Origin of the sequence: Trichodesmium erythraeum IMS101 (assembly GCF_000014265.1) — a bacterium.
Taxonomy (GTDB): Bacteria; Cyanobacteriota; Cyanobacteriia; order Cyanobacteriales; family Microcoleaceae; genus Trichodesmium; species Trichodesmium erythraeum.
Genome location: NC_008312.1, coordinates 2,498,031 through 2,520,028, shown reverse-complemented (window position 1 = coordinate 2,520,028; position 21,998 = coordinate 2,498,031). Strand labels below are relative to the sequence as shown.

At 35.7% G+C, this 21,998-nt stretch carries 18 protein-coding genes, 1 tRNA gene and 1 pseudogene; 5 read left to right on the top strand and 15 right to left on the bottom strand.

The window, feature by feature from the left end:
- Positions 1–14: 14 nt before the first annotated feature.
- The 3 genes from TERY_RS07690 to grpE are packed head-to-tail and all read left to right on the top strand — an operon-like array spanning position 15 to position 4,300.
- Positions 15–2,075, top strand: a complete 2,061-nt coding sequence (locus TERY_RS07690; protein WP_011611302.1) for a dynamin family protein — start codon at positions 15–17, stop codon at positions 2,073–2,075.
- The gene (locus TERY_RS07685) at positions 2,068–3,642 is read left to right on the top strand and encodes a dynamin family protein (protein ID WP_011611301.1); all 1,575 of its coding nucleotides are present in this window, start codon (positions 2,068–2,070) and stop codon (positions 3,640–3,642) included. Before TERY_RS07690 ends, TERY_RS07685 begins: the two co-directional genes overlap by 8 nt.
- The gene (gene grpE / locus TERY_RS07680) at positions 3,635–4,300 is read left to right on the top strand and encodes a nucleotide exchange factor GrpE (RefSeq protein ID WP_011611300.1); all 666 of its coding nucleotides are present in this window, start codon (positions 3,635–3,637) and stop codon (positions 4,298–4,300) included. The genes TERY_RS07685 and grpE overlap by 8 nt, the downstream gene beginning before the upstream one ends.
- Positions 4,301–4,864: 564 nt before the next feature.
- On the opposite strand, the gene TERY_RS32670 is transcribed toward grpE, so the two are convergent.
- The 7 genes and pseudogenes from TERY_RS32670 to TERY_RS07640 all read right to left on the bottom strand — a co-directional run bounded on the left by TERY_RS32670 (position 4,865) and on the right by TERY_RS07640 (position 9,625).
- Complete coding sequence (locus tag TERY_RS32670) at positions 4,865–5,014, bottom strand: CAP domain-containing protein (protein ID WP_155994357.1); 150 nt, start codon at positions 5,012–5,014, stop codon at positions 4,865–4,867.
- Between the two features lie 180 nt (positions 5,015–5,194).
- Positions 5,195–5,419, bottom strand: a pseudogene (locus TERY_RS36495) (transposase family protein); the annotation flags it as partial.
- Between the two features lie 189 nt (positions 5,420–5,608).
- Positions 5,609–6,091 carry a helix-turn-helix domain-containing protein gene (locus TERY_RS07665; protein ID WP_081432533.1) on the bottom strand — a complete coding sequence of 161 codons (483 nt, stop codon included), beginning with the start codon at positions 6,089–6,091 and terminating at the stop codon, positions 5,609–5,611.
- A gap of 109 nt (positions 6,092–6,200) precedes the next feature.
- Positions 6,201–6,704 carry a pre-peptidase C-terminal domain-containing protein gene (locus TERY_RS07660; RefSeq protein ID WP_011611298.1) on the bottom strand — a complete coding sequence of 168 codons (504 nt, stop codon included), beginning with the start codon at positions 6,702–6,704 and terminating at the stop codon, positions 6,201–6,203.
- Positions 6,705–7,077: 373 nt separating this feature from the next.
- Positions 7,078–7,437: a hypothetical protein gene (locus tag TERY_RS30230; protein ID WP_011611297.1), complete on the bottom strand. Its 360-nt coding sequence runs from the start codon at positions 7,435–7,437 to the stop codon at positions 7,078–7,080.
- A 317-nt stretch (positions 7,438–7,754) separates the two neighbouring features.
- Positions 7,755–7,988, bottom strand: a complete 234-nt coding sequence (locus TERY_RS30220; RefSeq protein WP_011611296.1) for a hypothetical protein — start codon at positions 7,986–7,988, stop codon at positions 7,755–7,757.
- A 587-nt stretch (positions 7,989–8,575) separates the two neighbouring features.
- Positions 8,576–9,625, bottom strand: coding sequence for a beta-eliminating lyase-related protein (locus TERY_RS07640; protein ID WP_011611295.1), 1,050 nt, complete (start codon positions 9,623–9,625; stop codon positions 8,576–8,578).
- 1,105 nt (positions 9,626–10,730) lie between these two features.
- On the opposite strand from TERY_RS07640, the gene TERY_RS07635 reads away from it, so the two are divergent.
- Positions 10,731–11,216 carry a GNAT family N-acetyltransferase gene (locus TERY_RS07635; protein ID WP_011611294.1) on the top strand — a complete coding sequence of 162 codons (486 nt, stop codon included), beginning with the start codon at positions 10,731–10,733 and terminating at the stop codon, positions 11,214–11,216.
- 2 nt (positions 11,217–11,218) lie between these two features.
- Here TERY_RS07635 and TERY_RS07630 read toward each other — a convergent pair whose 3' ends face one another.
- The 6 genes from TERY_RS07630 to TERY_RS07605 all read right to left on the bottom strand — a co-directional run bounded on the left by TERY_RS07630 (position 11,219) and on the right by TERY_RS07605 (position 18,007).
- The gene (locus TERY_RS07630; protein WP_044136562.1) at positions 11,219–12,151 is read right to left on the bottom strand and encodes a sensor histidine kinase; all 933 of its coding nucleotides are present in this window, start codon (positions 12,149–12,151) and stop codon (positions 11,219–11,221) included.
- Positions 12,152–12,184: 33 nt separating this feature from the next.
- The gene (locus TERY_RS07625; RefSeq protein ID WP_011611292.1) at positions 12,185–12,778 is read right to left on the bottom strand and encodes a Sua5/YciO/YrdC/YwlC family protein; all 594 of its coding nucleotides are present in this window, start codon (positions 12,776–12,778) and stop codon (positions 12,185–12,187) included.
- A 406-nt stretch (positions 12,779–13,184) separates the two neighbouring features.
- Positions 13,185–14,090 (bottom strand): peptide chain release factor N(5)-glutamine methyltransferase, encoded by a 906-nt coding sequence (prmC, locus tag TERY_RS07620; RefSeq protein WP_011611291.1) that lies wholly within the window; start codon positions 14,088–14,090, stop codon positions 13,185–13,187.
- Positions 14,091–14,114: 24 nt separating this feature from the next.
- Positions 14,115–14,870 carry a Tic22 family protein gene (locus tag TERY_RS07615; protein WP_011611290.1) on the bottom strand — a complete coding sequence of 252 codons (756 nt, stop codon included), beginning with the start codon at positions 14,868–14,870 and terminating at the stop codon, positions 14,115–14,117.
- 2,164 nt (positions 14,871–17,034) lie between these two features.
- Positions 17,035–17,108 (bottom strand) — tRNA-Pro (locus tag TERY_RS07610).
- A 347-nt stretch (positions 17,109–17,455) separates the two neighbouring features.
- The gene (locus tag TERY_RS07605) at positions 17,456–18,007 is read right to left on the bottom strand and encodes a GNAT family N-acetyltransferase (RefSeq protein WP_011611289.1); all 552 of its coding nucleotides are present in this window, start codon (positions 18,005–18,007) and stop codon (positions 17,456–17,458) included.
- Between the two features lie 73 nt (positions 18,008–18,080).
- Here TERY_RS07605 and TERY_RS07600 point away from each other — a divergent pair, with 73 nt between their 5' ends.
- Entirely contained in the window at positions 18,081–18,806 is a 726-nt protein-coding gene (locus tag TERY_RS07600) for a hypothetical protein (protein WP_011611288.1), read from the top strand.
- Between the two features lie 1,379 nt (positions 18,807–20,185).
- Here TERY_RS07600 and TERY_RS07595 read toward each other — a convergent pair.
- Together TERY_RS07595 and TERY_RS27595 are read right to left on the bottom strand one after the other, a co-directional pair.
- On the bottom strand, positions 20,186–20,722 hold the full coding sequence (locus tag TERY_RS07595) for a GNAT family N-acetyltransferase (RefSeq protein WP_011611287.1): 537 nt from the start codon (positions 20,720–20,722) through the stop codon (positions 20,186–20,188).
- Between the two features lie 1,051 nt (positions 20,723–21,773).
- A complete protein-coding gene (locus TERY_RS27595; protein WP_370497175.1) occupies positions 21,774–21,908 on the bottom strand; it encodes a group II intron maturase-specific domain-containing protein in 135 nt (44 codons plus the stop codon).
- Positions 21,909–21,998: the final 90 nt, after the last annotated feature.

The following is a 21,998-nucleotide window of genomic DNA, read 5'->3' as shown; positions in this document are numbered from 1 at the left end:
TTTGCGAGGAAAGTATGCCTACCTACCAAGCACGATATCAGGAACAGAAGCAGCAGACCCTAAAGCTGTTGCAATCAGCAATATCCTTTGCCAAAACCTATAAATACAGAGATATAGAGCGGCGTCTGGGCGAAGCTCAAAAACGTCTACTTGAGGGTAAGTTGCTGGTTGTAGTCTGCGGTGAGTTCAAGGAAGGAAAATCTAGCTTGATTAATGCACTTCTCAAGGAAGCCAATGACGACTTATTCCCGGTAGATGCTGATATTGCCACCGGTATTGTATCCACGATCGCTTACGGAGAAAGGGAACAAATTACGGTTATCCTGGGAAAACCAGGTAAAGAAAAGAAAGAGAAAATTCAACGCCAGGAAATAGGCAATTATGCTAACGAGAAATTCAATAAAGGAAACAAGCGTCAAGCTCGGATGCTGGTTATAGAATCGCCTAACCAAAAACTGAAGGATGGTTTAGTATTGGTGGATACGCCTGGCGTGGGGGGACTCAATACCCAACATACGGGAATTACTTACAGTTTCATCCCCGAAGCCGATGCCATCCTTTTTGTTAGCGATGTCAAAAACCCTCTGTCAGAAGACGAACTCAAATTTCTGAAATTTATTGTCGATCGCTGTCCTAATGTTATTTCCAACGTTATCTTCGTTGTTACCAAAATAGATTCTAAAGCAGACTACCAAACTATCGTGGCGAATAACAGGGAAAAACTAGCCCAAGTGCTACAGCGTCCTGGCAATGAAATTCCGATCGTCCCTGTATCTAGCCACAACTACCTTGACTACTTAAAGCATGAAGATGAGGAAGACTTAGAGGATAGCAACTTCATAGCATTAGAGTCAGAATTGGGGAAACTACTCACCCAAGAGAAGGGCTACATTTTGCTGATCCGTGCTCTGGGAGAACTGGGACCAGCTTTAAGGGATATGAAAATGCCGATCCAGGCTGAATTGTCAACTTGCCAGCAACAAAGCAAAGAAGAGATTGATAAGCTGGAAAGCCAGTTCCAGAATGAAAAGCAACGCTTTCAAGATCTCCAAAATGACAACACCAACTGGCAAAAGCAGTTAAGTCGCGGTATCGAAGATATCAGCATGGAATTGTCCGCTCAATTGCGCAGTGGCTTTACCAAAGTTCAGGGGTGGGCAAATGACTATATGAAAGATAGCAAATTGTTAGAGAAACCAGCGGAGATTGCTAAGTTGGTCGAGCGGGATATTGATACCCTGATGTCTGACATAGGAAAGCAAGTTAGCAGCAAAGCAGCCAGCTTGCATTACCAAATTGAGACATCAAGTGGATTGGAGCTTGGTATCTCTAATCTTGACTCTTTAGACTGGGAAAAAACTGAACTATCAACAGATAGCATAGAGATTAAGAAGTCAGGATGGTGGGAAAAAACCCTGAGCGTAACGCGCAGTGGGATGTTTAATGCTACGGCCGGGGGAACTCTTGCTAGTGCGGTAGGAGGAGCAGTTGGTGCAGGTATCGGCTTTCTGTTTGGTGGTGTGGGAGCCGGGCCCGGAGCTGTTATTGGTTCGTCAATTGGTGCTGCAATTGGTGGAATAGCGGGACTTACATCTGGAGTAGTACAAGGAGTATCCCAAGTTAAGAAACAGGATACAGCTGCCGCTCAAAGAGAAATCAACCCGCACATCCAGCAGTTTATCAGAGAAAGTCAAGAGCTTTGTCAACAGTCTTTGAATAAAACTGTTATACAATTAAAGCGGGCGATGACAGATGATTTGAGCGAAAAGATCGGACAGTTAAAGCAAAATTGCGATCGCACGTTACGTTCTATTCAGGAAACTCGCAAGCTCACCGAGCGAGAGAAGCAAGAAAAACTCAAGCAGCTAGCAATTCCTTTGCAGCAACTCAACAAACTCTACAACAGCGTCGAAAATCTAGCCAATGCCACAATTTCCCAAAAGGAAACTGTCGTTCAGACCGAAACTATGGCAAATTTTCAACCAAAATCGGATGGGGATTCGCAGGTGTTGGAAGCAAGTCAAATCGACGAACCGAGCAATGCTGATTATGGAGAGGACTGGGCAGATGGATAATCGGGCATTACGCGATCGCGCTGAAGAGGTATTTCAGTTTGCTCTTGGTTGCACCATGAATCGCCCCAAGTTGCAGAACCTATACCGAAAGATTGATCAGTGTTACCAGCAGTTAGATTTACCAATGCGAGTAGCGATAGTTGGCATGATAAAAGCTGGGAAATCTACAATGATGAATGCTCTTCTGGGGGAAAAAATAGTAGCTACCGGCACGGTAGAAGCTACATTCAACGTCAACTGGCTGAAATATGGTGAATCCAAATCTCTGCTAGTCCATTACAAAAATGGCTCTCCGCCAGAACCGAAATCGTTTGAAGAACTGGAAGATCTAACCCTACGGGCTGAAGCTAACAGCGATTCCTTCAACTACTTACTGAGCATTAAGTACATTGAGTTATCTTATCCCAACCCTATCCTGAAGAAATTTAACCTAATAGATACCCCGGGTTTGGCGTCAGCTTACGAAGCTGATTCAGAAAACACCAAAAACTTCCTGCAATTGCACGGTCAGGAACTAACGCAAGCAACCCAGGAAGAAGCTTCTAATGCTGATGCCGTAATATACCTATTCGCTAAAAGCTTCTCTGAATCTAGCCAAAACACAATGGCTGAGTTTCAAGGTGCTGCATTCGGACAAGCAACGCCAATTAATGCAATTGGAGTACTGACTAAAGTAGATGATTACTGGTCGGACGGTGAAGAACCGATTCTCAAAGGTCGTGAAATCACAGAGCGATTGCAGTCCGAACATTTGCGCGGCGCGCTTTATACCACACTGCCGGTATGCGGTCTTCTGGCTTTTGGAGCGCAAACCCTAACTCCAGAAGAGTTTGATACCCTAATGCAGCTAGCTGCACTGCCGGAAAGTAGACTTCGGAGTCTGGTCAAAAATGCCACGCGACTTAGGGAGCGCGAGTATCCAAAAGAGCCAGAGATACCGCCCGCAGATAAGAGAAAATTGGTACTAGACCGACTTGGACAATACGGAATCTGGTTGGCTGCCAATCTTATCCGCAGTGGAACTAGAGAAAAGGAATTGCTAGCTCGGAAACTATTCCAGCGAAGTGGCGCATCAGAACTACTAGACTTGATTAAATCCCACTTTGGCAACCGCGCTTTCCTGATTAAGTTGAGCGTTGCATTGCAACAAATCAAAGCAGCTTGTTTCATGGAAAAACAGCGTTTAGAGGGTGCAGATTTTCAGATGGTCGCCGACATAGCAGGAGAGTTTGAAAGGCTGGAGGTTGAGGAACAAGGCTTTCAGCAGTTGGCAGTATTACACAGTTATTACCAGGGCGAGCTCGGTTTTAACAAGGATGAGGTTAGACAACTTCAAGCAGTGACCGGTGAAAACGGAACCTCCCTAAAAGCACGACTTGAGCTTGGTGAAAATGCCACTGATGCCGAGATGACTCATGTCGCCCAACAACGAGTACAGTCTTGGAGACAGAGAGCCAATGACTATATGAGTGCTGACAGCCAGACCATTGAGGCAGCTACTGTAATAGCCCATTCCTACGAACAAATACTCTATCAAATTGCACAACAGGAGGACTCCTATGCTTAACGATTTTTCCATATTTAATATTTTCTGCCCCTGGATGGCGCAACAGCAACAAGCAAAAGAAGAGGCTATAAAAACTGAAGCAAATGCACGAAAGTTGAACGGCTTGCAGCCAGAAAATAACAATTTTGGAAACACCAACACTGTTTCCCTGTTAAAATCAGCTAACTTACTTTTGGAGCGGTTGCTCGATCGCGGTGATATTCTGATCGCACAAACTGAGACTGTAGAAGCAAATGCGAATAACGCAATTGCGGAACAGATCGCTTTAGAAAAATCTACAATCATTCCTCCAGTAACAGAAGTTGCTCGGGAGCCAGAGTTATCCGAAACGGCGAAAGAGCTAATCAAATTACGGGATTTAGTTCTACTCGCCAAAACAGGAGACAATGCAAATACCCCTGAATTACTAGAGTCCTTATATCAAGAGTTGGGGCAAGTTTTGGAAAAAGAGGGGGTGCAATCTCTAGAAGATACTGGCAGCTATAACTATGAGCAACAGCAAATTATGGCTACGCGGGTTGTGAAGGATCCAGACAAAGACGATCTAATCTGTGAAACTGTAAGACCAGGGTATATGTTTAATGGAAAGCTAGTTCGTTCTCAAGAAGTTACGATTTATACTTATAATTCTTCTACTGGTTCAGAAATCAGGGACTGAGAAGCAATCAAAGCTATTTTGAGATAAGAGTTTAAGCACTCTAAGCAATCAGAAAAAATGGATAGTAAAGACTTATTCAATAGAGTTGTTGGGTCAAAGTTTTTGACATAAAAGCGCTCATAATGGTTAAAGCTAAAAGAATTTCAAGTGAGAGATAAATGGCGTTCATTACTCCATTTGATCTTGATGTTTTGTGCTTATACTTTTATCATTTGCATAAATTAACTGGAGGCTAACAAAGACAGTGATCGAAGAAACTTTGAACACATTTACTGAAGCCTTAAAAGCTCGCACAGCTATGTCTTTGGGTTTCTTTGATTAGTTAACTGAAAACAGGGACATATTTGCCCTTCCCAAGGAGAGTTTAGACTATATTTGGGCTTAAAAATTGTGTAAGTCCCACTAAGTCAAACCTCTCTCATATTTACATATCAGGCATACCAAAAACCTGTATCCAATAACAATTGAAGTTAACGCTACCAGTATCTTCCTCCAAGAAATAGTAACTAACACCAATTTATTGCAAATTGGGATTGAGAATATTAGCACGATGTTCTTTACTATTCATCCAAGTTTTACCACTACTTCTGGTGTCTGATATCCTACCGCAATATTTTCTGCCCATGCTGAAAAGTCATATCCTGTAGCTTCAATATGATCGCCTCCTAAAGAACCATCTAATCCAATATGTTCATAAAAGTCTTGCACTGCCATATTCTATTAGACATCTCCAAAAATACTCAAACGCTTATCCTAACTATCTTTAGTGGTGCTATCGCTACTTATGAAGATAGTTAATTTGTACAGTTTTATGGGCATCAGAGATACTTCGTGTTACTAATTCAAATATTTATTGTACTTTAATTTATTATTTTTGTCTCAGCTTTTGATGGTTTATACTAATATAAAAGAGCCAATTTTTAGTCGCACTAAACCACATATTGTTAAGATTACTTTTTGATAATTATTATATTTTAATCTGAATCTTTCTCTAGCAATTCTAAATATTTTAATTAATCTTATTATATGTTCTACAAATATTCTCTTTCTGGCTTTTTCTTGATTTTCTTCTTTGATTTCTAGCGACATTTCTTTTTTTCTTGGTTTCTTTTTTGGTGTAGTAGTTCTTTCTACTCCTTCATCAGCTTTATCTCCTTAAAATTTTTGTTTTTTATCAAATTTATCCAGTTGTTTTCTTAATATTTTTACATCACTTACTGGACCTTTTTCTCCTACTATTACATCTACTATTTCTGTTCCTTTTGGTGTCGTTATTATTTGATTTTTAAAAGTATGATTTTTCTTTTTTCATATTTGATATTTTTCTTGGTCTTTATATTCACTTGGTCTTTCTCTACTTTGTTCTGTACTATCTACAATTAATTCTAATTCTGTTACTATCTCCTTTACCCATTCCAATTCATTTTCTTTTTTTTTTACTTTTTCTAATAAACTTGCTGGCAGTAATTCTCTGAAAATATCTATCCAGTAATGAAAAATATTATTAGCACTTGATTCACTTATACCAAAGTTAATTCCTAATGTTTGAAAAGTTGGTATTTGATGTAAATAAAATAACGTTAACATTATTTCTTCTTCCTTTGTTAAATTCTTTTTTCTGACTCCACCTGCTTTAATTAGTCTTTTTTCTGTTTTGGCGATTGCCTCCTTTTTCTCTGATTCTATTATTTGGGCCTTTGCTATTAATTTTATTAGCTGTTCATAAGTAATGCCAATAATTCTTTTTGTTTCTTTTGGATGATTATAAATATATTCTAAAGTTGGATTCATTTGGGAGACTTCATACATAAATGGTTTTGATAATTTTACCTTATTTTCTATTTTGGAGATGTCTATTGGTTGGTAAGTTCCACGACTCTCTCAAGAAAATCACTGTGAACTATAGGATTATCTGTTGCTTCTCTAATATCCAAACTGAGATGATAATCAGCATTTTGATCGTCTTATTTCTCGGTTGCACCTGCAAATAATAAGTAGTATCAGGCTCAAGAGTCGCAGTGATTTTTTCATTCTTCTTACCGCCATTTTTAGACTTGTCAATGACTTTACCTTTTTCGGGTAGTAAATATAAATCTGCATTAGCCGTCAAACCCATCAGTTTAATCTCTACTTTCCTCTGTTCTTCTACCGTAAATTTGTAAAAGTCTTGGCGATCGCTCTTACCTACAGATTCATCTAACTGAAACTTATCACTTAAAGACCCAATATTAAAAGCTTTATCTTTGCTGTTTCCGGGGTCGAAATTTTTGCCATTACTTAATTGTATACCACCTACAAGGAGTTTGTCGTATTCTCCCACAGTTAAATGTAAGGAACCATTATCGGATATAGTTGCTAAAGAGTATGATCGCAAACTTTTATTGCTTTTTTTTTGAACTGACATGGTAATAATATCAGTAAATGTTTGTTTTGAAACAAGTCTTGCTTGAGAGTTTAGTTTAGCTTTTTAGCTACAGGAAAATTATTATCTTTTGTTATTAAAGAACAAAGCCTTTGTAGATTATTTTGCCAGGAGTAAAGTATAACTGAGTGTTTTGAGCATATCCAAAATGATAATTAGAGTTTATCCAAAATCTCTACTAGATAAACTACAAATATTTGTATATAATTGTGCTCACGGGGTGACAAGCCAGTTGAAAGCTATATATATAAAGGGATTTGCCTTCAGGGGCTGAGGAATAATTCAAGTTGTGCGGTAGAATAATATCATGAAAAAACTTAACTTTATTAATTAATTTTTAATCAAAAATTACAGTCTAATTAACCACTTTATTCATCGCTTTTATTCCCCTGCGATAATATAGTAATTTATGAGGATTAAGGCTCATTAAATTTTCTACTAATTTCCACATTAAATCATCATTTATTGCCCAATAAATACTAGATAAACCTAAGCAAAAACTACTGTTTATTCTTTCTTTTCTACCTCTTTCATTAGTTCTTGATATATATTCTTGAACTCCTTTGTTTTTAATTTCTTGTCCTTTAAATGAACTAACTGTGTATGAAATAGCTATTAATAAAATTAGATTATTAAGTCTAGTTTCGTTGGCTTTTGCTGATTCTAGATTATAACCACCAGTTTTATAATCCTTAAACATGGCTTCTATGCCCATTCTCTGGCTATATATTTTTTTAACTTTTCCACATTACTATGATAAATTGGAGAGAATATACCATTTCTCTGAAACAGAATTTTGACGATATTTCTGTCTTTTATATACAAGTAAATTATATGTTCCTACCTTCAAAATTTTGGTAATTTTTTGATTCAATAATAGTTGGGATTCACCGATATTTACTTTTAACTCTGAGAGTTGAAAATATTTTCTCCCTCGTTTTATCATAGTTGATTTTTTTTGTCTCAAGACAAAATATACGTCTTTTTTTTTATATTCTTTCAACCAATGGCACAGGAAAATACTGTGGAATTCTAGGGTGCTGTGAGAATTATTTTGTGTACTTTCAATAATTTTAATACAGGGCGAATTACTGATTTTTGTTCGGTTAAATTACTAGCTCCTTTATGAGATAAAATCTTCCAATATATAGGTAAAGCTGTCTTTTTCCAAGCTACAGTTATCATTAAAATATTAATATTTTGCCACTGAGTGCGGTCTAAAATCAACACTAACTCTGAGGTAAAGCTGAAGAGATTTTTTACCATTATTTTGACTAAAGGGAACCAAAATATAGGTAAACTTAATTCCTTTAGGGTTAAAAATCTTTCGCATAAGTTTTCGCTTACTTTCTGATTTAATTGGTAGCTGAAAATAATTGGTTAGCTTTGATATTTGTACAGTTTTATGTACTGAAATTAAGTATAATAATATTTGTAATGTTACTACTTGAGATGGACTCAACTTTTGCTTAATATGGTCTTGATAAAAGCCTAATATATTCACTTTTTCTTCTTTTTTTTTTGTAATTATTAACCCTTTTTTATCATATTTTTAACAGTTTTTTTTAATGTTTTAATGAATAAATAATCAACCATGGGTAGGGGGTGTAGTGCGAGCGCTCTGCGCTCGCACTACACCCCCTACCCAGTCCAATAAGCGTTTTCTTTTTGTTGAAATATTCTTTAGTTCCCGAACACAAATTCCTTTCTATATATAGCTTTCAACTAGCTTGTCACCCCGTGAGATAATTGTGACATTGAATCACAATTATATCTTCACCATTCATCCAAACACATTCATCAAAGGTTATAGTGCTAGCCTTCTGATAATTGTCAGTAAAAATTTCCAGTTTCTATTCTATTAAATTCACTCTTAGATGACGTTGAATACTTTTCAACAAAGCATCAACATCTTCCTTTTTAGTATTAAAAGCAGTAACGAGTCTAATTACCGGAAAAGCTCCCTCTTCCCAAACATAAAATTGAAAACCATCACCTCTCAAACCATTAACCACAGACTTAGGAATTTCTGCAAAAACTTCATTCGCTTCCACAGGATGACACAACTTTACCAAAGGTAAGTCTACCAAACCTTGAGCCAACCTAGTTGCCATCTGGTTAGCATGGAAAGCATTTTTCAACCATAAATCATCAGTAATATAAGCTTCCAACTGAGAAGACAAATATCGCATCTTTGAGAATAAATTACCACTACGTTTGCGACGATAAGCAAATGTTTTTGCCAAATCTTGATTAAAAAAGATTACCGCTTCTGCTGCCATCGCTCCATTTTTAGTAGCACCGAAACACAGTACATCTACCCCAGCTCGCCAAGTTATATCTGCTGGCGCACAGTCTAAACTCACAACAGCATTAGCAAAGCGTGCCCCATCTATATGCAGATATAGATTATGAGCATGAGTTATTTTAGCAATTTCACCTATCTCCTCAGGCAAGTATACTGTCCCCGCTTCCGTTGCTTGGGTAATACTAACTGCGGCAGGTTGAACATGATGCACTACACCTGCCCCTGCTTTTTCGAGTGTTTTGCTCAACTCAGAAGGATTAATTTGAGCATCTGTACCATTAAGTGTCACCAGTTTTGCACCACCTGTGTAAAATTCTGGAGCACCACATTCATCGACATTAATATGAGATTCACTATGACAATAAATAGCTCCATAACCAGGAGCGATCGCCGATAAACTCAGAGCATTAGCAGCAGAACCAGTGGCAACAGGGAAAACTGTCACAGGAGTTTCAAAAATTGATGAAAATTTAGCTTCTAACCGTTGAGTGTATTCATCTTCACCATAAGGCATCATAGCTCCTTCATTCGCAGCTATCAGAGCCGCCATAATTTCTGGGCATACTTCAGCCACATTATCACTACAAAAATTCATATTACCTATATTTTTCAATCTATCCCAAACACTCTACTAGTATGGAATATTCTAAGTCTGTTTACATTTTCTAGTAGGACAGTTTTACTACTGAACACCAAGTCCAAATATTTTTGGCCTGTTCCCTATTCTCTATCTCCCCTACTCTATAAAACTATAAATAGATATACTTTATTAAGTAGGAAACTACTATAAAAGTTTAATTATCATACTAAGAATAAGTTGGAATATATCCACCCTAGTCATGGTGACTATCATAATTAATATTCACTTAAAAATAGTCAATAATTACACAAAAAATTCAAGCTAATTAATTTTATAAATATTTACTTCTCTCTTCAACTTCCCCTCCAAGGTCAGCTTTAAAGGTATGTCTCCTACTAAAACTCACAGGTAGAAAAGTTTTTAAGAAACGGTATGATTATAAATTGGTTATTATCATCAAACCTTAACAAAACACACAAAAAAATATTTAAAAATATATTGATTATTAGAAAAAAGAATGATACTATACAAAATAGTTAAACAATAAAAGTAAAGGCTATTTATTGTTTAACTATCAGATAGCCTTTACTTATTGTTTGAGTAGTGCTTTTTCCTAGAGAAAAATATTTCTAAATAATACTAATTCTCAAAAACTTTGGTATAGTTAAGCTTTATCTTTCTAAAAACTATGTATGAAGGCAATTTAATTTTTGAATAACTTCTGTGATGTTTATAGTAATTTTTACTACCCTCCAAGTCTATGATTACTTGTAATAAAAACTATAAAAGGTCAATATTACTAATACTATTTCTCTATAATAGTACCCTTAATAATTTTTATAAGATCTGATTATAATGACTATTATAATCTTATATCTAAGTGTAACTTCATAAATAAATGGTATGACCCGAAAATATGGAGGCAAGTTAAATAATCTATACAAGTTAAAGCTAAAAATAAATTATTTCAAATTTACTGATTTGATCTATTTTTCACCATAAAAAAATGATTAAATATAGGTAAAACTTAGCCCTAATTTATATTGAATCTGAACATAAATAGAAAAATTAAAATAATTAATTGAGTAAATTGAAGCTATAGAGAGCTCGCTAAAAAAAAATGAAAAATACTACCAGAGATTATCGTCATATTCAATTCTGCGAAGGTCATTTAAAAGTAAATATTCCTCAACTTATAGCATTATTTAATTCTGCAGCCATCTGGGCAAAAAATAGAAAAATAGAAGACTTAGAAATAGCTATTGCCAACAGTAACCCAGTCATCACTGTATGGGATCTCCAAACAATGATAGGTTTTGGTCGTGCCACATCAGATTGTGTATACAGAGGTACAATTTGGGATATAGTCATTCACCCAAACTATCAAGGAGGAGGACTAGGACGAAAATTAGTTCAAACAATTTTAAGTCATCCACGAATGTGCTATGTAGAAAGAGTTTATCTAATGACAACCTATCAACAAAATTTCTACAAACGAATTGGATTTCAATATAATCAAAGCACAACAATGATATTGTACAATCAACCTATAGAAGCAGAAATTGAATTAACAACTAGAAATCAAGCATCACTAATTGCCACATAAAGTTAACCTTTAGTTCCCTTTATACTCATAGGAATAGAACATTGAGTCCGATTAAAATTAGACTCCTCACCATCACAAGGAGTTGTTAGTACTTCCAAACGTCCGTTCATCATTCCTAACAAAGTTTGATTCATTAATAACCTCATACCAGGAGAAAGCTGAAAATCAGCACTCATATTTTTTTCAGCATTTTCCTCAAAATTATATTTGAGTAAATCCCAAGACTCACTCCAAGCACTTACCGGACGTTGATCGTCAATCCAAATATGAACATAACCAGATTCCCATGCAGGATGAACAGAAACATTCACATTACCCTCATTCATTTGCCTGATCGCAGTATCAATCAAACTCAACAAAACCTGTTTGAGACGAGACCTATCCGCCAAAACATAAATATCTGGTTTCGGAGGTGAGATTTGCAAACCAATACCACGATTAGCAGCTTGCATATAAGTTAAATTTTCCACCACCTCAAACACTTGAATGAGTTGTAGTGGCTCCACCTCGACTTTCTCAGTACCATGTTCGGTTTTAGACACATAAATAATCTCATCCAATAAACCTAAAGTTTTTAAAGCACAATTATAAGCTTCGTTAACAAACTGGCGTTCCTCCTCCGGATTATCCGCTAAATCAGAAATAATTAACTGTAGTCCACTAATCATACTGTTAATCGGCGATCGCAACTCATGAGCAGTTCGAGCCAAAAAACCAGCTTTAAACTTACTCATTTCAGAAGCCATTTGATATGCTAGTTGAGTATTTTTCAGTTGCTTAAACATATTCTCTAGCTCCTCAGAACTTGATTCAGAATGGTTTGGAACCACACAAGAGGTTGATAAATCCTCACTTTTTTGCCTAAACCATAACCTACTAGCTAGTAACCCAAATCCAAACCCTAGTACCAAATAAATAAAATTGTTCCCAGCCATTCCAATAAAAATACTAAATGTTTTGAGAGTACCTTAAAATTTTAACTTTACTGCTCCCTGGCGCAAAATTTCCCAACGAGCAATTCCATTCCACTTAGCAACAGTCGAAGGGACTCCAGAAGTTAACATTATCTCCTCACTTTGGGACAACGAAACAACCAAAACCTCTGGAAATTGACGACTAATTTCCGCCATTTTCCCTAAAGTTGGCTGGCCAGAAATATTAGCACTTGTAGTAGCTAAAGGCCCTGTTCGAGCCATTATTTTTCTAGCAATATCACAATTAGGAACCCTGACTCCAATAGTAGTTCCCTCAACAGGATTCATTACCCTGGGCACCATTTCTGAAGCAGGTAGCACCAAAGTCAACTGCCCAGGCCAATACTTTCCAGCCACCCTTTGCCATAACTGTAACTCTTGATCACTTCCACAAATATAAGGCCACAAAGATGCAGCATTTGCCCCCATTAAAATCACAGGTTTATCTTGACTACGACCCTTTACTTGAAAAATTAAATTTGCTCGATCAGGTCGAGCTGCCAGTGCTGGTACAGTATCAGTAGGAAAGCTAACTAAATTACCAGATATTGCTCCCTCAATAAGAGTCTCAATAGATACTAAACTCATTTTTTTCGTTTTTTATTTTTTAATTTTTTAAAAATATAACTAACTTTAATATCTCTAGCACAAAACAACTGTAACTTTAGGAGCTTAAAAAAATGATAATGCCTTAAAATTAAATTATTCCAAACACTTACCCTCATTATAATTAAAAGTTGATATATAAGTGTGAAGCTTTGCCAGCAATATTAAATCTCCAAGATCAGGAAACCTGACTAGACTAACATCTGTGGAGCAAAAACTAGGCACTTTTTCAAAGCCCCAAAAAAAACTAAGCGCCTATATCAGTCAATACTCTAATATTTAATCAGCAAACCTTATTTAAAAGTCGCCCACTTATAGGCAAGACTTCAAACCCAATTTTTTGACGCAAATTTTTTAAGCTTAAGAAAAATAATATTTGCTACTTTTGCTACTTTAAATAAGCCATAGCAAAGCGATCAACCCCCTCCAAATCACCGAAAATCTCAACCTGACAATAAGAACCATGATCATACAAAATTTTAGCGACTTCCTCACTTTGCCCAGCCATCATTTCCACCAACCAAACACCACCAGAAACCAAATATAGTGGAGCAGTTTCAACTAAAAACCTAATACAATCTAGACCATCAACACCACCATCAAGGGCCAAATGAGGCTCATGTTTCCTGACCTCTGGTTCCAGAGTAGAAACCATATCACTAGGAATATAAGGAGGATTCGCCACCATCCCACTCACCTGGCCACGCAAATGTTCCAGTGGTTGCCACCAAGAGCCTTCATAGAAATTGATTCGATCACCATAACCTAGGCTAACAGCATTTTGTCTAGCAATTGCCAAAGCTACTGGACTGCAATCTATACCATAAATAGAAGCATCTGTCAATATATCTGCTAAACCACAAGCGATCGCTCCACTACCAGTTCCCATATCCACCCAATTTCCGTGCCCAAGCTCCAAAACCGAATTAGTAGCAACCAAAACCAGATCAATTAAAAGCTCTGTTTCCGGTCTAGGTATCAAAACTCCAGAACCAACCCTCAAAGAAAAATTCCGCCAATAAGTAACCCCAGTTAAATATTGAAGCGGAACCCTATCTTCCAAACGTCGGCGCCAAAGACTATCCAACTCAACTAAAGAAAGCTCCATTGAAACATTAGGCCAATCTTTAAAAGACTCCAAACGCAGGGTTAATCTATTGAGACTAGCAAACTCCTCTAAGAATAAATCAACCTCAGCAACAGATATACCTGCCCTCAAAGCACAAGCCTTAGTTTGACAATACCATTCCCAGAGTTCATTACCTGAAACCAGCCACCTAAAAGGAAAATTCATCTATCAATCACTCAGAATCTCAACTTATTTATTATCAGATTCTCTCAACTGTTGTACAAACTCCAAAGACTCCCGTGGAGGAATAAAAATAATTTTTTCCAAGAAAGGATCGTCATCATTCTTTAAAGCATTAATCACACCCTCAAGATTTACAACCTCAATCTCCACAGAAGAAAAAACTTCAGGTTGTTGAGTTTCAGCCCTATCCAACATTCCTTGCAAATCTTCCTTATTAAAAAACATAGGAATAACTTGCTTTTCTCCGCGCTGAATAGTTAAATATCCATCATCAGGTCCTCCTTTAGCCATAAACAAAGGTACCCCACTAAAATTGTTAAAATCCTGGCCATTCTTCTCAAGCAAAGCCTTAGCAGATTCAACCTGTCTTCTAATAGGAACATATGCAAATTCTAGTCTTTGACCATTCTCTTGTATAGATTGGCTCTTTTCATAAACTTCACCTAGAGAAACAGGGACAACCTTAACCGTAGCAGCTAAATCAGGATTTTCTCCTTTTAATTTGTTCACAAAAGCATCTGCATCACTCTTACTAATAAAAACTCCCGCCACAGAAGAATTAACTTCATTACCTTCTCTTCTAATTGATCGGACAAGAGGAGATCCATTTTGATCGGTAATTGTAAAAACCGGCACAGGAGTTAACTTCTGTAACACTTCTTTCTCCGGCAGTGCTAATGCAGACATATCTTTCAGAGAAGGTCCAATCAAACTGCTAACCATTACTCCTAACACTGCACTTAAACGAATTAATGATTTCATAAATTCTCCAGTTTTCTTAAGATATTACCATCAAAAAAAAGTATTAACATCAGACACAGCGAAAACATTCATCAAAGTCAAATAAGAAATTTATCCTATCAAATCTCACCAAGCGATATAATTTCATGTTTTTTCAACAAAAATAAGTACCCCAGCAAAATTATTTACCTATTTTAATTATCTGCACTTTTTTGAAGCAAAAGAATCCAGCTTGATATAAATGTAGAATTAATTTTGCACAGCCACTTATCAACCAAAAATCATTAAATTATGAATATTTTTATAATACTTAAAAACATCTTTTAATTTATTAATTGAGCCACAAATTATTGATTCTAATTTAAATTTAAACCATGAAACAAATCAAGTAACCTTAAATTATATAACTATTCTAATTAGGACGTGCATGCTTAGTTTTTACCGGTAAGGGCAGAAGCCAGGGAATCACAAATATTTAGTTAGGCACACATAGAAGTAAGGAACAATAGGAATTACAGAGAATGTGATTGTAAGAACTATTTTCAATTTTTCTACCCTTTAACCTTAATAGTTCAATATCCATTTTACCCAGAGCTATAACACCTTATTATACATTTTTCATCCAAGAAAATTTAAAGTAGTATTTAGGTATATACTTTCAGTTTTTTCAGCCAAGCCTAATTATTTTAGCTCCCAAGAAGGCAAAAAACTTAGCTTGTATAAATGCGTAAATAATTTTGCACCACTACTTAAATTATCAAACTCAAATCAGAGTTATTTTTCAGCTAAAATTTCAGTTATTTTATTATTCATTAACTAAGTAAAGTAGTCACAGTGCGAAAATTCTCATTTGAGGAAAGAACTTATAGAGAATTAGGACTGGCACAGATGTGTAATTACAAAAGATTCCCAATAGACAAAATATAAAGATTGATAGTGCCTGCCAAGCTACACCTATCCTTTATCAATATCTTTTTGATTTCTAACATAAAACTTGACAAAATACACAAGTTACATTTGAGCCTTTGAGAGGCTTTTGTAATCGGTAAAAGTATATTAAAGAATACATTTTTTTTGAAGATATAAAGTATTTTTGCTTAGTTACTATATTTTTCTCCCTTCTCCCCTAATTCCATAAGGATTATAGATATTTTTAAACTCGCGATAAAAATTGTGCAACATTAAACATTCTCAAAGTTACGCACCTTCAATATATATACACATAATTATTATTATAACATTTGTATTCAAAAAAAACAACTATTTAATTTAGAAGGGGGAGGCTTTAAATCCTATTTTTCAATAAATCATAATTATTCTAGGCAAGTGCAACACAAATATTTCATTTCCGAATTTTTGGCCTCAGATAGCTTTACTTAACTTGGTTTTGAGAAAGCTTAACGAAGTGAGATTTGAGGTTCAATTGAATCAAGATTAACCCCGCGAAAATTGTGGACACTACTTGTGAGCCTTAATTATTCCCAACTGTTTTTCAAGACTATTGCTATGAAATAGGGAAGGGAAAAATTTCCTACCTAGACTTCATACAGAAATGTGTTAAACTAAGTAAGATAATTTCCAGAGTAATTCCTTTATAGTATTTTTTTATTCAGAACTCGACGTGAAACTTTGACCATCAAACAGATCCTGTCCTAGTATCACTAGAGGAAGCGTATTATAGATATTGAAGGAAAAGTAACTCTTTGTCTAGCAATTTATAGCAGCATTTTTGTCAACGGGTAGTCATTAACAACTTTAGATTAGCCACTTTTAACAGTTACTAACCCTAGACTAGCTGGTATTGTACTAGAGTTTTTTCATGGCTTCAAATACATATAAATAATTGATAGGATTAAACATATTGGAGTCTCTTCTACCGTAGTCCAAAGTAGACCTCGTCCAGCTGTTTAAGATTTTTAACCTGAGGACACTAGTTTTTCAAATCTTTTTACCTGTTTAATGCCGAAAAATAGAGGTCGGAACCTCCCCAGGCAAGATAATTATTGTCACCAAAATTAGCTTAACTTGAAAAATTTGAGCTGGACTAATAATGACAACTGTACAGATTTTAATTAGATTAGTAGATTAGTAGTTAGTCATAGAGTTTTTCCCCATAAACTATTATGTGTATCAGAGTATACCTACCTGAAAATATAGGGAACAAAGTGGACTAATTCATAAAGTATCGGGATGACAGGATTTGAACCTGCGACATCCTGCTCCCAAAGCAGGCGCGCTACCAAACTGCGCTACATCCCGGCTTAACTATAACTATTTTAGCTCACCTTTCTAATTTTTGCAAGAAAATTAGAAAAAATTTCCAAGCCAGTAGTTATAGTTAGTAGAAAAACCCTAATAATAGATTTCCCTAAAGTAGCTCGGCAAGAAACAAAAAGTTGGAAAAAGCCAGATGACTTAATTCCAGGCTTTCTAGTAAGAGTAGACTAAAGAGGATATTAACCAAAAGTAGTTTAAAAAACTATATCATTTTACAAAATCTATTCAAGAATAAAATTTATAAAAATAACTCTACTCAAAAAATGTAAATCTTAGATTAGCAACTATAATATAACATGTTTAGTTATATTCTATCAACTCAAAAACAGCTAATCTGGATACCAGAACATTCCTTTAATTCCCTCAGGGTCAGAGATAAAACCTAAATTTCGGTAAAAATCAACAACATGAGGGTCTGCAAATAAGGTAATGTTACTTATATCTTCACTACGAAGTTTTTTGATGATGTAATTCATCAATGCCTTTCCCAAGCCTTTGCTTTGGAAGTCAGGATGAACAACTACATCCCAAAGAGTAGCATTAAAGGCATGGTCAGATGTCGCTCGAGCAAAACCAATCAGTCTTCGCTGACTACCTCGCATTTGCCACATGGAAACCACAAGAAAACTATGTTGAATGGCCTTTTTGACTTTACGTAATGGACGACGAGACCAACCAACAGCATTACAAAGATCTTCGAGTTCATAGATATCTATATCTCGATCGGTAGTAAAAAAGATACGGCCATTACTTCTATTAGATGAACAAAAAGCTTGAGAAGAAGCATCTTGTTCCTCAATAGTTGTGTATCTTTCAAAATCTAAATTTTGAGACTGAGATGTTGGCTCAGAACCGGTAAACAAATTTTTCCAGAAACCCATGCAGGTGTGGTTAAGTTAGTAGAAGTTGAATGACATTATTAGATAGTATATATCCCGTTCCCTCTCTTCGATTATGGCTCCGGGTTTAAAATCATCAACACTAGAACTGCTAAAGCGCTTCAACCGAGCGTTTCCACAGTTTTATGAACAATTTGTTAGTAGTGATATTCAATTACAAAATTTGAAATTAGCATATCAGTTGTATAGAAGCAAACAAGCTGTAATAGAATTAAAACCAGAAAGTAGCAAAAGTGCTCTGTACTTTACCTACAGAAATCAATCATTCTTACTCAGTGATATTTTTGGAGTATTGGCTGCATATGGACTAACTATTCATAGCCTTAGTCTTTATGGACAAATTTACCAACCGATGTTGGTCTTTATCAAATTAGTCATATCTCGGGGGGGCAAAACATTAACAGAGAAAACCTCAGAAAATGTTTGTCGCGCCATCCGTGAATCACTAGCAGGCCACTTTCAGGTGGAAGAAATGTTGGCAGTAGAATTTAATCTAGATAGTGGTTTAGAAGAAGTAGCAACAGAATTTTATGTTGATCCTGTATTTCATCTACCAGCACTGTTAATTGAAGCTGATAATCAACCTGGTCTATTCTACAAAGTTATGTATGCCATCTGGCAAGAAGATTTGTTAGTGGTTAATGCCAACTTGTTAGTTTGGCGTGGGCGTACTCGCCTCATTCTTTATCTTCTGGGGCCAAATGAAAGTTTGATTCCAGAATACCTCGGCCAAAAAATTGCTGAAGGTGTGCGACAGAGATTGATGGGAGAGAGGTACTAAGCTCATACCTATCTAAAATACGTCTTAGTGAGCTCTGAGCTTCAAGCAATAAGCCTGAGTTTAATATCAAATAAATCTCTAAAACCCACAACTATTAATGCTTATAACTAAAACACTATCAATCATTGTCAACAAACCATCAATAATTGAGAAATTAGGATAACAATCCTTTTCATTCTTAAGCTATTTATAGAGATTATTCTCAATTTACAGCTTTTCGCTCTTTGTGTGTACCAATTGAAAAAAGTTATTCTAGATAAGGATTAGAACTATCATAGTTATATCCAACCTAGGTACAATGGTTCAGATAAGACCAAAACTATTATGGTATGGAACATGATTTATGAGTTGTGTAGATTATGGAACTGTCCCAAAAAGTCCTTAACTGAACCCTATTGAGCTATAAACAGTCTTGCTCCTAAAAAGAGTAATTTGATAATAAGTATAAAAAAAAATCTACTTCATGGTAGTATATTTAAGTAAAAGTAGTTTCAAGAGAGTAACCATAATTCATTAAAGACAATTAGTTAATTCAATTAATCTTGATATCTCCTTTTTTTTTTAAGATTTATTTCAACTTTGGTCTTCCAACTTCGATCTGACCTAGGTCTGTTCCATACAATGTCCTCACCATTTTTAATAAATACTCTGATTACCTTGGGTATTAGACCGAGTTTGATAACCATCAGACAACTATAGATATTCTAGGAGTTCAATAGGCCATTAATTAATTGAGTACCTCCACTCAATCTCCAAGTGGACTTCTATTCATATATGGCTAACTTTTAAGTTGTCACCCCTGGTAACCTCTAATTCCAGAATTATCGGAAGATTATCAATGTCTATTTTATGAATGGGTTAGAATTGGAGGAACTTCAAATCGACTCAACAAAAAGATTAGTAAAAATTAACTTATTATTTAGCTGCAATCCCAATTATCTATAGTCATTGACTTAGCAATACTATTACAGAATATCAATATACAGCACTTAAGGCTGGCCGTAAGGTACACATTTAGGGGAACAACAAGAATTTGACTATTCACATTTTGTACCTTATAGTCTCTGGCCCGATGGTAATCTAGGGTTTACTGATTAACTCTCAAAGCATTGATACAAAATGAAATTTACATTTTTGTTTTGAAAAAATTCGACGTTTTTCAGCTCCATTTAGCTAAGGCATAGAAAGTATTTTTGGCCTTCCTATAGCAGAGGGTGGCCAGCAATAAATATATCCGACTATCTCCTAATTAATTCCCATTTCGATTTAGGTTTGTTCCATGGAACATCTTTACATTCTTCTGAGTTCTTAGTTCTACCTGAACTCATACATATCTTTTTCAGCAAGCCCTATCTAGGGCCTGACTAACAGGCCATTGTCTAGGAGGGACTATTCCCTTGCTCACTCTTATTCTTATTTTTTACTTCCAATACATGAAGCCCCAAAATCACTAAATCTCCCTTAATGCCATCTAAATCAGCTACTTTTGGTAAATAACCCCAATGTTGAAAACCAAACTTATTAAATAAACTTAAGCTAGGAATATTGTGAGCAAAAATAAAGCCGAGCAAGGTCTTAATTCCCAACTGAGGACTACGATAAATTGCCTCTGAAAGTAACTTTTTTCCTATTCCTTGACCTTTATATTCAGGAGCAACATATATACTTATTTCTGCTGTAGCTTGATATGCTGGTCTGTCATAAAAAGACTGAAAACTTAACCATGCTATAACTTGACCATCTAGTTCTACAACTAAAATAGGACGACTATCTGGTGAGTGTTCTTGATACCAAGAAATACGATTCTCAATTGATATAAGTTCCAAATCTCCAGTAGCAATACGACTAGGAATTGAGGAATTATAAATTTTTACAATTACAGTTAAGTCTTTGGCTTCGGCATTTCTGATTTTCATTACTGATTATGTTTGAAGCTTTCCCAATTGTAGGAATCAAAAAAATATTCGATTGAGTATTTCGTAAGCATTCAGCTGAATGCTTACGGTATTTTTAGTCTCTGGTTTCAGCAGTTGGCACTGTTTCCCAACGCGACATGAAAAATGCAGCGATTAGTCTCAAGATGCTAACTGATAACTAAAATAACTACTCTAATAAATAGCTCAACTCAATGAAAGAGTGTATAATTTCATCACATCTTTAATGGCCATTCGAGAATTGGCTCCTAAGTTCAGGGATGAAATATGGCCTCGACTAAGATGGTCAGCCGCAGCGTTAAACTCAACAAGCCTATTTCCAGATTACCCTTTATAAGGCCTGTTGGTCTTCAAAACCGTGCGTGAGACTTTCACCTCACACGGCTTCTCTCCTAGGCGTCCCTTTCTATGGGTACATCCCTGCTTTCTAGTATCACCATATCGTCTATCTATTGATAGCCTTCTGATAAGTCAGGTTTTTCTTTTAGCCTTTTGGCTGCCTAGTCTTCCCTGTCTAGTGCAGTTTTAGTATCGTGACAATGTCGGTGCAACACTTGTTGATTTTTTTATGTGTCACTAGCGCTTTCAGACCTGAGAAAAATTTGGTCTATATCAATTAAATCTGTCGGTCTGAATTTTCATCTACAAAATGTGCATTTACCTTTTTGTATTTTCAACAGCGTTGAAACTTCTTTCCTCATACCTAGGTGCTTTGGTGATTCTATTACTCCAATAATTCTAATCCCCGTCATGGACTTGGTATCTTTTTGGAATGAGAATAAAATAAAGCCGGAGAAAATTAATGACACTCAATATATTTTTCAGGCACAAACTACAAATTTCGGGTCTTATTTAATGTACGTTCCTTAGCTTAGTGTATTTAACTATAAGTACATCTGAGTGTTTATTTAACGTATATTTCCCATCCGAACTGAATCTAATTTCTGAACTCTCTTGTGGGAAAATACTTTTTTTTGCCCAGGTAGCGGACTTATTCAGATCCCAATAGTCTTGCCCATTGACCTAGCCTTTTCTACAAGAGATAGTCTACTTTAGTATATATTTCTTGACTGACTAGAGCTGAGTAATAGTTAGCTGCTGCTCTGATTAATGGATTTAGTTTAGTTACTAAGGCTGAAACTGGGGCATATTTGTGAGAATCACAAATATCTGCTAATTTCCGGTAATAAATACTTAGTTTTAAATTCTAGCTTGGCTGAATTAACCTCGTATTACCTCACTTCAAATGCTAAGAAAT

Excerpts from the sequence above, each read along its gene's own strand:
- TERY_RS07690 (WP_011611302.1), top strand. The coding sequence starts at position 15 with ATGCCTACCTACCAAGCACGATATCAGGAACAGAAGCAGCAGACCCTA.
- TERY_RS07685 (WP_011611301.1), top strand. The coding sequence starts at position 2,068 with ATGGATAATCGGGCATTACGCGATCGCGCTGAAGAGGTATTTCAGTTT.
- grpE (WP_011611300.1), top strand. The coding sequence starts at position 3,635 with ATGCTTAACGATTTTTCCATATTTAATATTTTCTGCCCCTGGATGGCG.
- TERY_RS32670 (WP_155994357.1), bottom strand. The coding sequence starts at position 5,014 with ATGGCAGTGCAAGACTTTTATGAACATATTGGATTAGATGGTTCTTTA.
- TERY_RS07665 (WP_081432533.1), bottom strand. The coding sequence starts at position 6,091 with ATGAATCCAACTTTAGAATATATTTATAATCATCCAAAAGAAACAAAA.
- TERY_RS07660 (WP_011611298.1), bottom strand. The coding sequence starts at position 6,704 with ATGTCAGTTCAAAAAAAAAGCAATAAAAGTTTGCGATCATACTCTTTA.
- TERY_RS30230 (WP_011611297.1), bottom strand. The coding sequence starts at position 7,437 with ATGGGCATAGAAGCCATGTTTAAGGATTATAAAACTGGTGGTTATAAT.
- TERY_RS30220 (WP_011611296.1), bottom strand. The coding sequence starts at position 7,988 with ATGGTAAAAAATCTCTTCAGCTTTACCTCAGAGTTAGTGTTGATTTTA.
- TERY_RS07640 (WP_011611295.1), bottom strand. The coding sequence starts at position 9,625 with ATGAATTTTTGTAGTGATAATGTGGCTGAAGTATGCCCAGAAATTATG.
- TERY_RS07635 (WP_011611294.1), top strand. The coding sequence starts at position 10,731 with ATGAAAAATACTACCAGAGATTATCGTCATATTCAATTCTGCGAAGGT.
- TERY_RS07630 (WP_044136562.1), bottom strand. The coding sequence starts at position 12,151 with ATGGCTGGGAACAATTTTATTTATTTGGTACTAGGGTTTGGATTTGGG.
- TERY_RS07625 (WP_011611292.1), bottom strand. The coding sequence starts at position 12,778 with ATGAGTTTAGTATCTATTGAGACTCTTATTGAGGGAGCAATATCTGGT.
- prmC (WP_011611291.1), bottom strand. The coding sequence starts at position 14,090 with ATGAATTTTCCTTTTAGGTGGCTGGTTTCAGGTAATGAACTCTGGGAA.
- TERY_RS07615 (WP_011611290.1), bottom strand. The coding sequence starts at position 14,870 with ATGAAATCATTAATTCGTTTAAGTGCAGTGTTAGGAGTAATGGTTAGC.
- TERY_RS07605 (WP_011611289.1), bottom strand. The coding sequence starts at position 18,007 with ATGGGTTTCTGGAAAAATTTGTTTACCGGTTCTGAGCCAACATCTCAG.
- TERY_RS07600 (WP_011611288.1), top strand. The coding sequence starts at position 18,081 with ATGGCTCCGGGTTTAAAATCATCAACACTAGAACTGCTAAAGCGCTTC.
- TERY_RS07595 (WP_011611287.1), bottom strand. The coding sequence starts at position 20,722 with ATGAAAATCAGAAATGCCGAAGCCAAAGACTTAACTGTAATTGTAAAA.